This window comes from Ruegeria sp. BB7 (assembly GCF_056539365.1).
Genome location: NZ_JBQFUV010000001.1, coordinates 955,322 through 969,165 on the forward strand (window position 1 = coordinate 955,322; position 13,844 = coordinate 969,165).

10 protein-coding genes are annotated in these 13,844 nt (G+C 58.4%); 6 read left to right on the forward strand and 4 right to left on the reverse strand.

Annotation, left to right across the window (positions count from 1 at the left end; translation table 11 throughout):
• Nucleotides 1–2: 2 nt before the first annotated feature.
• The gene (hisS, locus tag ACR0D7_RS04775; protein WP_480677950.1) at nt 3–1,622 is read right to left on the reverse strand and encodes a histidine--tRNA ligase; all 1,620 of its coding nucleotides are present in this window, start codon (nt 1,620–1,622) and stop codon (nt 3–5) included.
• Between the two features lie 129 nt (nt 1,623–1,751).
• Between hisS and ACR0D7_RS04780 the strand changes: the two genes are divergently transcribed.
• Entirely contained in the window at nt 1,752–1,946 is a 195-nt protein-coding gene (locus ACR0D7_RS04780; protein ID WP_480677951.1) for a SlyX family protein, read from the forward strand.
• Nucleotides 1,947–1,950: 4 nt separating this feature from the next.
• On the opposite strand, the gene ACR0D7_RS04785 is transcribed toward ACR0D7_RS04780, so the two are convergent.
• From ACR0D7_RS04785 to dnaE, 3 genes are all read right to left on the reverse strand, one after another.
• The gene (locus ACR0D7_RS04785) at nt 1,951–2,262 is read right to left on the reverse strand and encodes a hypothetical protein (RefSeq protein ID WP_480677952.1); all 312 of its coding nucleotides are present in this window, start codon (nt 2,260–2,262) and stop codon (nt 1,951–1,953) included.
• Between the two features lie 62 nt (nt 2,263–2,324).
• Nucleotides 2,325–2,546: a YMGG-like glycine zipper-containing protein gene (locus tag ACR0D7_RS04790; RefSeq protein WP_170383744.1), complete on the reverse strand. Its 222-nt coding sequence runs from the start codon at nt 2,544–2,546 to the stop codon at nt 2,325–2,327.
• 85 nt (nt 2,547–2,631) lie between these two features.
• Nucleotides 2,632–6,132 carry a DNA polymerase III subunit alpha gene (dnaE, locus tag ACR0D7_RS04795; RefSeq protein ID WP_480677953.1) on the reverse strand — a complete coding sequence of 1,167 codons (3,501 nt, stop codon included), beginning with the start codon at nt 6,130–6,132 and terminating at the stop codon, nt 2,632–2,634.
• A 344-nt stretch (nt 6,133–6,476) separates the two neighbouring features.
• Between dnaE and xdhA the strand changes: the two genes are divergently transcribed.
• The 5 genes from xdhA to ACR0D7_RS04820 all read left to right on the forward strand — a co-directional run bounded on the left by xdhA (nt 6,477) and on the right by ACR0D7_RS04820 (nt 13,844).
• Entirely contained in the window at nt 6,477–7,838 is a 1,362-nt protein-coding gene (gene xdhA, locus ACR0D7_RS04800) for a xanthine dehydrogenase small subunit (RefSeq protein WP_480677954.1), read from the forward strand.
• Entirely contained in the window at nt 7,835–10,249 is a 2,415-nt protein-coding gene (gene xdhB / locus ACR0D7_RS04805) for a xanthine dehydrogenase molybdopterin binding subunit (RefSeq protein ID WP_480677955.1), read from the forward strand. The genes xdhA and xdhB overlap by 4 nt, the downstream gene beginning before the upstream one ends.
• A complete protein-coding gene (xdhC, locus tag ACR0D7_RS04810) occupies nt 10,249–11,184 on the forward strand; it encodes a xanthine dehydrogenase accessory protein XdhC (RefSeq protein WP_480677956.1) in 936 nt (311 codons plus the stop codon). The genes xdhB and xdhC overlap by 1 nt, the downstream gene beginning before the upstream one ends.
• Complete coding sequence (locus tag ACR0D7_RS04815) at nt 11,181–12,698, forward strand: ABC transporter ATP-binding protein (RefSeq protein WP_480677957.1); 1,518 nt, start codon at nt 11,181–11,183, stop codon at nt 12,696–12,698. Before xdhC ends, ACR0D7_RS04815 begins: the two co-directional genes overlap by 4 nt.
• A 63-nt stretch (nt 12,699–12,761) precedes the next feature.
• Nucleotides 12,762–13,844 (forward strand): ABC transporter permease, encoded by a 1,083-nt coding sequence (locus tag ACR0D7_RS04820; RefSeq protein WP_480677958.1) that lies wholly within the window; start codon nt 12,762–12,764, stop codon nt 13,842–13,844.

Here is a 13,844-nt window from a genome sequence, read left to right on the forward strand (position 1 = left end):
GCTTAGTCCTGACTGTCCAGTATTTCGCGCACCTTTGCGACCAGATCGCCGCGCGGCACTTCGAACTGGCTGGGGCGTTCTTTCCATTCCTCCAGCGTGGCGCTTTCGGCGATTTTGGCACCAAGGATCAGGTCCTTGATCTGCACGATGCCGTTGGCTTTTTCATCGCCGCCTTCGATCACCGCGATGGGCGAGTTCCGCTTATCCGCATATTTCAGTTGATTGCCAAAGTTCTTGGGGTTGCCCAAATAAACCTCGGCCCGAATACCAGCATTACGCAGTTCGGCCACCATCGCTTGGTAATCGGCCATCCGATCTCGATCCATGACGGTCACAACCACGGGACCCGTTGCCTGCGCGCTTATCCGACCCTTTTCCCGCAGAGCGGCCAGCAGGCGGTCAACGCCGATAGACACGCCAACAGCGGGCACTTTCTGACCCGTGAATCGGGCTACCAGATCGTCATAGCGTCCACCACCGGCAACGGAGCCAAATTGTCGTTTACGGCCTTTCTCGTCGAATATCTCGAAGGTCAATTCGGCCTCGAATACTGGGCCAGTGTAATATCCCAAACCCCGTACCACAGAAGGATCAATCAGAATCCTTGAAGACCCATATCCCTGGGCGCGTACCAGAGAAGAAATATCCTCCAATTCTTCGATACCCTCCTGGCCAATTTCGGATTGGCCCACCAAGCGCCGAAGATGCTTGAAAAGCATATCATCTCGGAATTGGTCGATTTGAGGATCATTAGCCGTAAGCGCTCCACCAGTTTCCATTTTCTTAGTCAAACCACGCGCAGCTTCCCAATCATCGCTGTCTTTCATAATGGTGCGGATGTCGTGCAGTTCCTGCTCCACACGCTGCCGAGACAATACGTAGTCTAGAACCAATTCAACTTGGTAGTCGGCCAAACCCACACCGTCGATGAAAGCGCCCGAGGCATCAAGACGACCTTTGCCAAGAAGCTCGCGCACACCTTGCTCGCCCACCTTGTCGAACTTGTCGATGGTGCGCAAAACGTTGTCACGAGCAGCGGCGTCTTCGCCAAGGCCCATCGCCTCAAGCACACCATTCAGAACCTTGCGGTTGTTGACTCTAATTAAATAGTCATCCTTATCAATTCCAACTGCCTCCAACGTGTCCAACAGCATCGCACAAATCTCGGCGTCAGCGGCCATCGAGGCCGTACCCACCGTATCCGCATCACACTGATAAAACTGACGATACCGCCCCGGCCCCGGCTTTTCGTTGCGCCAGACCGGGCCCATCGCATAGCGGCGATAAGGCGTCGGCAGATCATTGCGGTGCTGCGCGTAGACACGGGCCAAAGGCGCGGTCAGGTCATAACGCAGGGCCATCCAGTCGCCCTTGTCATTCTCGTCCACTTCCTGCCACGCAAACACGCCCTCGTTCGGGCGGTCGACGTCGGGCAGGAACTTGCCCAGTGCCTCGACCGTTTCAACCGCGCTGCTCTCCAAGGCATCAAACCCGTACCGATGATAAACATCCGCGATAGCCCGCAGCATCTCGGTGCGCTGCGTGACTTCCTGGCCGAAATAGTCGCGGAACCCTTTCGGCGTAATTGCCTTGGGGCGGGGCTGTTTCTTGGGCTTGGCCATGTGGGGCGTCCTTGGGATTTTCATGTTCCGCGCGCGGTCTATCCCATGGTCCGCATCGGGGCAAGGCGGGGTTTCTCTGGCCACGGCGTCACAGGGTCGCTATGACCAGCGCAGGAACAGGAGCCCAAAATGCAGCAGCTGGAAGAACAGATCACCCATCTGACCCGTACGGTCGAAGAGCTGAACACGGTCGTCACCCGCCAACAGTCAGAGATCGACCGCCTGACCCGCCGTGTCGAGATGCTGTTACAGCGCGAGGCCGAACGGGCACAGGAAGGCTTGGGAGGGGTTGTCTTCGGAGACGAACGCCCCCCGCATTATTGATCGATCACTGCCCCAGCGACGTCTTTACAGCATTGTCGACCACTCCGCCCAAGAGGGCATGCTTGTCCGCAGCGCATCCTTCCGACAGCGCGCCGATGAATGCTTCACGTAGTTGGGCCTTTTCCTCGTCAGTGCTTGCATGATCTTCAATGTTGATCTGGCGATTGTAGAGCGATAGAGCCGTCATCTTTTCGACTACAGACACAACAAAGGCTTCGTCACCATTCGCCTCCTCGGCAATCGAGGCGCAAGTATAGTGCATCACGGGCAATGCATCCTGAACCATCTGATCAGCCACGTCATCGGCAGTCGCCATAAACGGGGTCACAAGGATTGCGGCGCAAACGGGCGTTCTGAGACTAAAAAACCGCATCGCATTCACTTCCAGTTATGCCCGATAATTGCCCCTGCGACGCCGCCGATCGCCGCGCCCTTACCGTCACCGATCAACGCACCCACGCCAGCGCCTATCAAAGCGCCCTCGATCGTTTGCTTTTTCTTTTTGTCGTCCTTGTCATCCGCCCATCCGGCAGACGCCAAAGTCAGCGACGTCGCTGTCGCGACGAATAGCGTTCTCAATCCAATAGCTGAAATTGCCATAGCTGTGCCCTCCCGTGACACGCCCCGAAACGGGGCATGCCCTCAGCCTAGCGGTGCAAAAACGCTGTGGCAACAAATGGCTGGCTCAGATTTCCTCTACCGACATCACGCCATCCAGCGATTTAATCGCGCCCTTGATCTGCGGGTTGATCGGGAAATCCTGCCCCAGGTCCATTTCGACATCACCTGGCAGGCCCGGGTCCAGCAAGCAGATGGAGATCGGTCCCTTGGCTGCCCGTTTGGCTGCCCCGGCGGCCTCTTCAAGGACCTTGGCAACCGTTGGTAACACCTCCGGCACATCCACGAAAATCCGCAAACCTGTTGCTCCGGCCTCAGCAACAACCGCGTCCACGGGCCCGACAGAATTCGCAAGCAGCTTGAGCTGATCAGATTCCATTTCGGCTTTGACGGTCAGCGCCACTTGCGACCCACTCTCCAGAAACTCACGCGATTTCTCCAGCGTTTCCGAGAACAACGTGACCTCATACGCCCCCGACGGGTCGGACAATTGCGCAAAAGCAAAGCGGTTGCCCTTGGCTGACTTCCGCTCCTGCCGCCCGGAAACCACACCGGCCATCTTCGCGATGAAAGGACCCGAGCGCGCCTTTTCCGTCACCTCGTCTAACGTCATGACTTTCTTGCGTTTCAGCGCGGGCATGTAGTCGTCCAGCGGGTGGCCGGACAAATAGAACCCGATTGCCTTGAATTCTTCGCTCAGACGTTCCGCCGGCAACCAGTCGGGTGTGGGCGACAGCCGGGGTTCGGGCAGGTCATCACCCGCCTCTCCAAAAAGCGACACTTGGTTCGAGTTCTTCTGATCGTGGATGGCCGCGGAATACTGCACCAGAGGATCAAGGCTTTCGAAGACCCGGCGGCGGTTCTTGTCGAGCTGATCAAACGCCCCGGCGCGGGCCAGCATCTCAAGCGGACGTTTACCAACTTTCTTGAGGTCAACCCGACGAGCGAAGTCGAACAAGTTGACAAAAGGCTTATCCCCGCGTCCATCGACCACGAGGTTCATCGCCTCAACACCGACATTTTTCAACGCGCCCAGCGCGTAGACCAGTTCGCCATTCACCACGTCAAACGTCGACAAAGAACGGTTTACGCATGGCGGGACATAGGGCAATTCCAGCCCCTTGCGGACCTCTTCAAAATAGACGGCCAGCTTGTCGGTCAGATGGATATCGCAGTTCATAACGCCAGCCATGAACTCGACCGGATGGTTCGCCTTCAACCAACCAGTTTGATAGCTGACCACCGCATAGGCGGCGGCGTGGGATTTGTTGAAGCCGTAGTTGGCGAATTTCTCCAGCAGGTCGAAGACTTCGCTAGCCTTTTTGGCGTCCACGCCATTCTCACCCGCGCCCTTTTCAAATTTCGGGCGCTCGGCGTCCATCGCCTCTTTGATCTTCTTACCCATCGCGCGGCGCAAAAGGTCAGCACCGCCAAGGCTGTACCCTGCCATCACCTGCGCAATCTGCATCACCTGCTCCTGATAAACGATGATGCCCTGAGTTTCCTCAAGGATATGGTCAATCAGCGGATGAACCGAGGTGATCTCACGCAGCCCGTTCTTGACTTCGCAATAGGTCGGGATGTTCTCCATCGGACCCGGACGATAGAGTGCCACGAGGGCCACGATATCCTCGATACAGGTCGGCTTCATGCGCTTGAGCGCATCCATCATGCCCGAGGATTCAACCTGGAACACCGCAACGGTCTTGGCCGCTGAATAGAGCTTGTACGTCGCCTCATCATCCAATGGGATGGCGTTGATCTGGTTCTCGGCTCCATCGGCCGGTTCGTAAAGCTCGGTGCCATCCGCCGCGATGTGCAAAGACCGCCCGGATTTGAAGATCAGATCCATCGCGTTCTGGATCACGGTCAGCGTCTTCAGACCCAGAAAGTCGAACTTCACCAACCCGGCCTGTTCCACCCATTTCATATTGAACTGGGTGGCAGGCATGTCGGACCTGGGGTCCTGATAGAGCGGCACCAGCGCGTCCAAGGGCCGGTCCCCGATCACCACACCCGCCGCGTGGGTCGAGGCATTTCGCAACAGCCCTTCCACCTGCTGACCGTATGTCAGCAAGCGGTCGACGACTTCTTCGCTCCTCGCCTCTTCACGCAATCGGGGTTCGTCTTTCAGCGCCTTTTCGATGGAAACAGGTTTAACGCCCTCGACCGGGATCATCTTGGACAGACGGTCCACCTGACCGTAAGGCATCTGCAGAACCCGCCCGATATCGCGCACGGCGGCTTTCGACAGCAAAGCACCGAAAGTGATGATCTGCCCCACCTTATCGCGGCCGTATTTCTGCTGCACGTAGCGGATCACCTCTTCTCGGCGATCCATGCAGAAGTCGATATCGAAGTCGGGCATCGAGACCCGCTCGGGGTTCAGGAACCGTTCGAACAGCAGTGAATAGCGCAGTGGGTCAAGGTCGGTGATCGTCAATGCATAAGCCACCAGCGACCCCGCGCCCGACCCCCGCCCCGGCCCCACCGGAATATCGTGGTCCTTGGCCCATTGGATAAAGTCCGCAACGATCAGGAAATAACCGGGGAATCCCATCCCTTCGATGATCCCCAGCTCGAAATCCAACCGTTCCTGATATTCCTCGGGTGTCACCGCATGAGGGATCACCGCCAGACGTTTTTGCAAACCCTCATTGGCGATCCGGCGCAGCTCCGCAACTTCGTCATCGGCAAATTTCGGCAGGATCGGATCACGGCGATAAGCCATGAAGGCGCAGCGTTTGGCGATCTCGACGGTGTTCTCAATCGCTTCGGGTAGATCGGCGAACAGCGTCACCATTTCCTGCTGCGATTTGAAATAGTGCTGCGCGGTCAGGCGGCGGCGGCCCTCCTGCTGATCAACATAGGCACCCTCGGCAATACAGATCAGCGCGTCGTGAGCCTCATACATATCTGATGTAGGGAAGTAGACGTCATTGGTGGCGACCAGCGGCAGGTTCTTGGCATATGCCATCTCGACATGACCGCGTTCGGTCAGGCGTTCCACCTCAGGCTGGCCGCCTTCGCCGGGATGGCGTTGCAGTTCGACGTAGAGGCGGTCTGGGAACATCCCAGCCAACCGATCCACCAGAGACTCCGCCGCCGGGCGTTGCCCCTGCTGCAAAAGCATCCCAACCGGTCCATCCGGCCCGCCGGTCAGGCAGATTAGGCCGTCCGATCGGTCCGCGAGTTCTTCCAGTGTGACCTGCGGTAGCTGCCCACCTTTATCGACGTAAAGGCAGGAACTCAGCTTCATCAGGTTCTCATACCCCACCTCGGACTGCGCCAGCAGCACCAGCGGCGCCGGCGCTTTAGGCTTTTCACCAGGCTGCGCCTGCAGATAGGTCAGGTCGACCTGACAGCCCATAATCGGCTGCACCCCTGCCCCGCTGGCAGTCACGGAAAATTCCAAGGCCGAGAACATGCTGTTGGTGTCGGTAACGGCGACGGCGGGCATCTCCATCTTCTCGCACAGCGCTGGCAATTTTTTCAGCCGCACGGCACCTTCCAGCAGAGAATACTCGGTGTGAACGCGGAGGTGAATGAATCGAGGGGAACTGCTCATACCGCCTACGCTATCCCACCCGGCAGCGCGGCAAAAGCGGGAACCGACGCTTTTGGATGCTTAAAATATCGACTTGGATTATTCGGCTTTTTTAGAAGGTGCTTCGGGAGCGTTTACAGCACTCCGCAGGAAAACACTTTAATTTCAGAAGCATGGTCGCTACACAATTGCTGTATATTCGCGCAGATCAGGGGTAATGATACATCATATAGGCAGTTTTTCTTGCCAGATAAGCCGCCGTGTTTCTAACATCTGAAAGCAAGCTATCCGCCCGCTACTCTTTCTACGTCGCATCGAAGGAGGGCACTGAAGGGCGCAACCGGGTAAGGCGACGGGTTTCTCGTATGAATATCACGTTTCTTCTGAACGGAGAGACCGTGGAACTGGCGGATGTCGATCCGACAGCAACCCTGCTGGATTGGTTGCGCGAAGATCGCGGTCTGACCGGCACCAAGGAAGGCTGCAACGAAGGCGATTGCGGGGCCTGCACTGTCATGGTGACGGATGAGGGCGGTGCCAAGGCCCTGAACTCTTGCATCCTGTTTCTGCCGCAGTTGCATGGTAAAGCTGTGCGCACTGTCGAAGGTGCCAGCGGCCCGAATGGCGAAGCCCACCCAGTGCAACAGGCGATGGTGGACCTCCATGGTTCGCAATGCGGTTTCTGCACCCCCGGATTCATCATGTCGATGGTGGCCAGCCATGCCAATGGTGCAACCGACCACGACACGCAGCTTGCGGGCAATCTGTGCCGCTGCACTGGCTATGCGCCGATCATCCGCGCCGCGAAAGCGGCCGAAGAGCAGCCCGTACCTGTGTGGGTCAAAGACAAACCAATCGCGACATCAGCCGCATCACCCATGCTGCCCGGCTCGTCCGACGAGTTGGCGGCGGTTTACTCTGAGAACCCGAATGCAACTCTGGTTGCCGGGGCAACCGACGTTGGCCTGTGGGTCACCAAGCAACTGCGCGATCTGGATCCGGTGATCTTCCTCAATCGCTGCGAAGATCTGAAACAGGTTACGATTGCAGATGAAGAAATCCGTTTCGGTGCCATGGTCGACATGAACCGTATGGGCGAGGCGCTGGCCGACCACTACCCATCCTATGCCGAGATGATCCGCCGCTACGCCAGCGTTCAGGTGCGTCATGCGGCCACTGTCGGCGGCAACATCGCAAACGGTTCACCTATCGGAGACAACCCGCCAGCCCTGATTGCTCTAGGCGCGACCCTACATCTACGCAAAGGCGATGAGCGGCGCTCGATCCCGTTGGAGGAGTTCTTCCTCGACTACGGCAAACAAGACCGCGCCCCCGGCGAATTTGTCGAGGCCGTCAGCTTTCCGCGTCAGGTCGATCGGTTGAAGACGTACAAACTCAGCAAGCGGTTCGATCAGGATATCTCGGCCGTTTGCGGCTGCTTCAATATCACCGTTTCGGACGGCACCGTCACGCAAGCGCGGATTGCGTTTGGCGGCTTGGCGGGTATTCCCAAACGAGCCGCAAACGTGGAGGCAGCGTTAGTCGGAAACACGTGGACGCATAAGACCGTTCAATCCGCTCTGCCAGCATTTTCCGACGACTTCACCCCAATGACGGACATGCGCGCCTCGGCCACCTATCGTCTGGAAACCGCCAAAGCGATGCTTGAGCGGTATTACCTTGAGGATCAGGGCGAAGTGACCAATGTGCTGGAGGTGTCGGCATGAGCGTAACCAAGCCCCTTCCCCATGACGCGGCACCGTTGCATGTGTCCGGTTCGGCCCGTTACGTGGATGACATCCCCACCCCCAAAGGCAGCTTGCACTTAGCCTTTGGCCTGAGCCCAATTGCCAAGGGCAAGATCGCAGCAATGGACCTGTCGGCAGTAAAGGCCGCGGAGGGTGTCGTAATGGTCATGACCGCTGAGGATTTACCCTTTGCCAATGACGTCTCGCCCTCGATCCATGATGAACCGTTGCTATCGGACGGAACCGTTCACTATATCGGTCAGCCGGTGTTCCTGGTCGTCGCCAGCAGCCATCTAGCCGCCCGCAAGGCCGCCCGTCTCGGTAAGATCGACTATGCCGAAGAAACACCCATTCTGACCGTCGAAGAGGCACTAGCGGCTGATAGCCGGTTTGAGGACGGCCCCCGCATCTATGCCAAGGGTGACGCGGATGCCGCCATCGCAAGCGCGGCCCATGTGATCGAAGGGTCCTTTGAACTCGGCGGGCAGGAGCATTTTTATCTGGAAGGTCAGGCCGCTTTGGCCGTGCCGAATGAAGGCTCGGATATGCTGGTCCATAGCTCAACCCAGCACCCAACCGAGATACAACACAAAGTTGCCGACGCCTTGGGCGTTCCCATGCATGCAGTTCGTGTCGAGACCCGTCGTATGGGAGGAGGCTTTGGCGGCAAGGAAAGTCAGGGCAATGCGCTGGCGGTCGGCTGCGCCGTGGCCGCCCGCGCAACCGGCAAGGCCTGCAAGATGCGCTATCACCGTGACGATGACATGATCATCACCGGCAAGCGCCATGCGTTCCGGATTTCGTACAAAGCCGGGTTTGATGAGGACGGGCACATTCAAGGCGTGTCTTTCCATCAATACGCCATCTGCGGCTGGGCGCAGGACCTGTCCCTGCCCGTCGCTGACCGCGCGATGCTGCATTCGGACAATGCCTACCTGCTACCGAACGCGCGGATCGAGAGCCACCGGCTGAAGACCAACACCCAATCCGCCACCGCCTATCGCGGGTTTGGCGGCCCGCAGGGCATGGTCGGGATTGAAAGGGTCATGGACCACGCCGCCAATGAACTTGGGCTGGACCCGGTCGAGCTGCGCCGTCGGAACTATTACGAGCCCGCCCATACGCCGACCATGGAACCTGAGCATCTGACGAAGCGCCCATTGGTACGTGTCGATCCACGTGAGGATCTAACGAGCCTGGGCGCTGTCGAGCAGGTTGAGATTGCACCGCCCGTCCGTCCGGTGCCGGCAGGCGGCAACACAACGCCTTATGGTATGGAAGTCACCGATTTCGAACTACATGGCATGACCGAAGCCCTGCTGAAGTCCAGCGACTATGCCGCGCGCAAAGTCGCCATCGAGAAATGGAACACCGAAAACAGTGTAATCAAAAAGGGCATCGCTTTTTCACCAGTCAAGTTCGGCATTTCTTTCACGCTGACGCACCTGAACCAGGCCGGGGCACTGGTGCATGTGTATCAGGATGGCTCGGTCCACCTGAACCATGGCGGTACCGAAATGGGTCAGGGTCTTTTTCAGAAGGTTGCGCAGGTGGCCGCGTCGCGCTTTGGCATCCCGCTGGAGATGGTCAAGATCACTGCCACCGATACGGCCAAGGTTCCCAACACGTCGGCAACGGCGGCATCCTCGGGCAGTGACTTGAATGGTATGGCGGTCAAAGCCGCCTGTGATACGATCCGCATCCGGATGGCCGACTATCTGGCCGAACGGCATCAGGCTGATCCATCGACGGTCGTCTTCTCGGATGGCCACGTATCAGTTGGCGACGAACGCTATACCTTCGCAGAAGCTGCAGCACTGACCTATCAAGGCCGGGTCAGCCTGTCGGCGACCGGATACTACAAAACGCCGAGAATCGAATGGGACCGGATCAAAGGCCGCGGTCGTCCGTTCTTCTACTTCGCTTATGGCGCATCAATAACCGAGGTTGCCGTCGATACTCTGACCGGCGAGAACCGCATCCTGCGCACGGATATCTTGCATGACGCGGGCGCATCTCTGAACCCGGCGCTGGACATCGGACAAGTCGAAGGCGGTTACGTACAAGGCGCGGGCTGGCTGACGACCGAAGAACTGGTCTGGGACGGCAAGGGCAATCTGCGGACCCACGCGCCCTCGACCTACAAGATTCCGGCCTGCTCGGACCGGCCTGATATCTTCAACGTCGCGCTTTGGCATGGTGAGAACCGCGAAGACACGATCTATCGCTCAAAAGCGGTGGGTGAACCGCCCTTTATGCTTGGCATATCGGCATGGCTGGCGCTGTCCAATGCGGTGGCGGCCTGCGGTGACAGCTACCCTGCATTGGATGCGCCAGCAACTGCCGAGGAAATCTGGCGCGGCGTCCAAAGGGTAAAAGGAGGAACCTGATGGGATTTGATCGAGAGGCTTTGAGGGAGGCGGTCAAAACCCACGGGAAAGTCACTCGGGTGGTCATCGCTGCCATCAAGGGGTCCTCCCCGCGCGAAGTCGGCGCCGCCATGCTGGTTTGGGAGAACGGGCAAAGCGGGACTATCGGAGGCGGCACGCTGGAATACCAAGCAACAGAGGCTGCACGATCCCAAACCGCGCCAGCCAAGCTGACGCATCATGCCCTTGGGCCTGATATGGGCCAATGCTGCGGCGGCGTGGTCTCACTACTGAGCGAGGTTTATAACCTAGAGGCCGTTGATGCGCTGGACGATACAGTTATCGCGCGGTCTCAGACATGCAAAGACATGCCCCTGTCGGATAAACGCCTGCAGGCAGCGGCGCGAGGTCAGGGCATCGCGCCGGAACCGCAACTGGTGGACGGTTGGATGGTGGAACCGGTACATAAACCCACCCGTAATTTGTGGATCTGGGGCGCAGGCCATGTCGGCCGTGCGTTGGTGGATGTTCTGTCCCCACTGCCCGATCTTGCAATCACATGGGTCGATACCGGGCCGGCACGGTTTCCGGGTGCGATTCCAGCCGGAGTGACTCCGGTGCCAGCCGCAAAACCAGCCGAACTGGTCCGTCACGCGCCACGCGATGCCGAGCATCTAGTGCTGACTTATTCACACATTCTGGATTTAGAGCTGTGCAACCGGCTGCTTTCGCATGATTTTCGCTTTGCTGGCCTGATCGGCTCGGCTACGAAATGGGCGCGATTCCGATCGCGGCTAGCGACACTTGGGCATTCGCCCGAACGGATCAGCCGGATCACCTGTCCAATCGGCGAACCCGGTTTGGGCAAACACCCGCAGATGATCGCCGTTGGCGTCGCAGCGCAGCTCTTGCGCCCGGCCCGACATAACGAATTGAAGAAGGACCTGAGCGCGTGACTACTCCACTGTTAAGCTTGCAAGGGCTGACCAAGGCCTATCCCGGCGTCGTGGCCAATGATCAGGTGTCTTTCGACATCGGTGAAGGCGAAGTTCACGCCCTGCTGGGTGAAAACGGCGCGGGGAAATCCACGCTGGTAAAAATGATCTACGGTCTGGTGAAGCCCGACAGCGGCACGATGCTGCTGCGTGGACAACCCTTTTCGCCACCCGAGCCCCGTGCGGCACGGGCCGACGGGATTGCAATGGTGTTCCAGCATTTCTCGCTATTCGACGCGTTGAACGTGGCCGAGAATATAGCGCTGGGAATGGAGAACCCTCCACCGATGAGCGATCTGGCCTCGCGTATCCGCGAAGTGTCTGAGACTTACGGCTTGCCTCTGGACCCGTATCGCACGGTTGGCGACCTGTCCGCCGGTGAGCGTCAGCGGGTCGAGATCATCCGCTGCCTACTGCAGGACCCCAAGCTGCTGATCATGGATGAGCCAACCTCGGTTCTGACCCCGCAAGAGGTCGATATCCTTTTTGAAACGCTGAACAAATTGCGGTCCGAGGGGACCTCGATCCTGTATATCTCGCACAAGCTGGAAGAAATCCGCACCCTGTGTGACCACGCCACGATCCTGCGGCTTGGCAAGAATGTGGGTGAATGTGTTCCATCCGAGACCTCAGCACGCGACATGGCCGAGATGATGGTCGGTTCGACCCTACAGACGCCAGAGCGTTCGGGCCGTGAGTTCGGCGAGGTCGCACTGGATGTCAGCGGGTTGTCTGTACCGTCTCCGTCGGAATTTGGAACCACCTTGAAAAACGTCCACATGACGGTGCGAAAAGGCGAAGTACTAGGTATCGGCGGTGTTGCCGGTAACGGCCAGGACGAATTGCTTGGTGTTTTGTCGGGTGAAATCCCGACAACCGCCGACGCGATCAAGTTCAACGGGCAGCAGATCGGTAAATTCGGCCCAACCGCAAGGCGAAAGCTGGGTATTTTGACGGCACCAGAGGAACGTCTGGGCCACGCGGCTGCTCCGGACATGAGTCTGACCGAGAACGCCCTGCTGACCGGGTCGGTGCGTGAAGGGTTGGAAAGCAACGGCTTCCTGAAATGGGCTGAGACAAAAAGCTTTGCTGAAAAGATCATCAGCGCCTTCGATGTCCGAACGCCAGGGCCAGAGAATGCAGCCCGGTCGCTGTCCGGCGGCAACCTGCAGAAGTTCGTGATCGGTCGCGAAGTGCTGCAAAACCCTGACGTGCTGGTGGTGAACCAGCCAACATGGGGTGTGGATGCTGCGGCTGCGGCCTCGATCCGGCAGGCCATTCTGGATCTGGCCGCCAAGGGAACGGCGGTGATCTGCATTTCGCAGGATCTGGACGAGTTGATGGAAATATCGGACAGCTTTGCCGCGTTGAACGAAGGTCGCCTGAGTGCTCCGCGTCCTACCACCGGCCTGACGGTTGATGAAATCGGCCTGATGATGGGTGGCGCGCACGGAATGGAGGTGGCGCATGTGTGATCTGTGGTGCCGCCTTCGGCGAGAGTATTTGGAAAAAGATGAAAAACGCTGGGGGATGAGGGGATGATTGTGTTGGAGAAACGGCCTCAGCCATCCAAGGCGTGGTCTTATGCCACCCCATTGGTCGCGGTTCTGGCAACGATGTTTTTTGGTGGCGTGTTGTTCGCCATTCTGGGCAAAAACCCAATTCAGGCCATCGGCACCATCTTTTGGGAGCCCCTGTTTGGTGAATTTGCCTTTTACTACCGTCCGCAATTGTTGGTGAAGGGTGCGCCGTTGGTGTTGATCGCGATAGGCCTGTCGCTCGGTTTCCGTGCGGGTATCTGGAATATCGGGGCCGAGGGCCAATACATCATGGGGGCCATTTTCGGCGCGGGCGCTGGTCTGGCCTTTTACCCCTTGGATGCGTGGTACATTTTCCCGATTATGGTGATTGCGGGCGCGCTTGGTGGCTGGCTCTGGGCAAGTATACCGGCCCTTCTGAAGGTCCGCTTTGGCACTAACGAAATCCTCGTCTCGCTGATGCTGGTTTATGTGGCCGAGCAGATGCTGGCCTCGGTCTCGCTGGGGCTGCTGAAGAACCCCGAAGGGTTCGGCTTTCCTGGCTCACGCAACCTGCAATCCTATGACAGCGCACATAATGCTGAGCTGATTGCTGGATCGGGGATGCATTGGGGTGTTGTCACGGCTCTGATCGCCGTAATCTTTGCCTATGTTCTGCTGAACCGGCACATGCTGGGATTTCACATCCGTTTGACGGGTGAGGCACCCCGCGCGGCTAAATTCGCCGGTGTGAACCCTGCCCGCCTAATCCTGTTCTGCCTGGGTCTGTCCGGCGCACTGGCGGGTCTGGCCGGGATGTTTGAAGTCTCTGGCCCGTCGGGCGTGGTCAGCATCGACTTTAACGTGGGCTATGGCTTTACCGCGATCATCGTGGCCTTTCTGGGACGCCTGCACCCGGTGGGTATCTTGCTGGCCGGGGGCCTGATGGCGCTGACCTATATTGGCGGTGAAATCGCGCAATCTCAGCTGGGCCTGCCTGCCGCTGCAATTCAGGTGTTCCAGGGTATGCTCCTATTCTTCCTGCTGGCTTTCGATCTTCTGACAAACTACCGCATCCGTGCGGCCCGTAGCGAGGTAGCGTGA

Coding starts and splice junctions, on each gene's coding strand:
- hisS (WP_480677950.1), bottom strand. CDS start 1,622: ATGGCCAAGCCCAAGAAACAGCCCCGCCCCAAGGCAATTACGCCGAAA.
- ACR0D7_RS04780 (WP_480677951.1), top strand. CDS start 1,752: ATGCAGCAGCTGGAAGAACAGATCACCCATCTGACCCGTACGGTCGAA.
- ACR0D7_RS04785 (WP_480677952.1), bottom strand. CDS start 2,262: ATGGCGACTGCCGATGACGTGGCTGATCAGATGGTTCAGGATGCATTG.
- ACR0D7_RS04790 (WP_170383744.1), bottom strand. CDS start 2,546: ATGGCAATTTCAGCTATTGGATTGAGAACGCTATTCGTCGCGACAGCG.
- dnaE (WP_480677953.1), bottom strand. CDS start 6,132: ATGAGCAGTTCCCCTCGATTCATTCACCTCCGCGTTCACACCGAGTAT.
- xdhA (WP_480677954.1), top strand. CDS start 6,477: ATGAATATCACGTTTCTTCTGAACGGAGAGACCGTGGAACTGGCGGAT.
- xdhB (WP_480677955.1), top strand. CDS start 7,835: ATGAGCGTAACCAAGCCCCTTCCCCATGACGCGGCACCGTTGCATGTG.
- xdhC (WP_480677956.1), top strand. CDS start 10,249: ATGGGATTTGATCGAGAGGCTTTGAGGGAGGCGGTCAAAACCCACGGG.
- ACR0D7_RS04820 (WP_480677958.1), top strand. CDS start 12,762: ATGATTGTGTTGGAGAAACGGCCTCAGCCATCCAAGGCGTGGTCTTAT.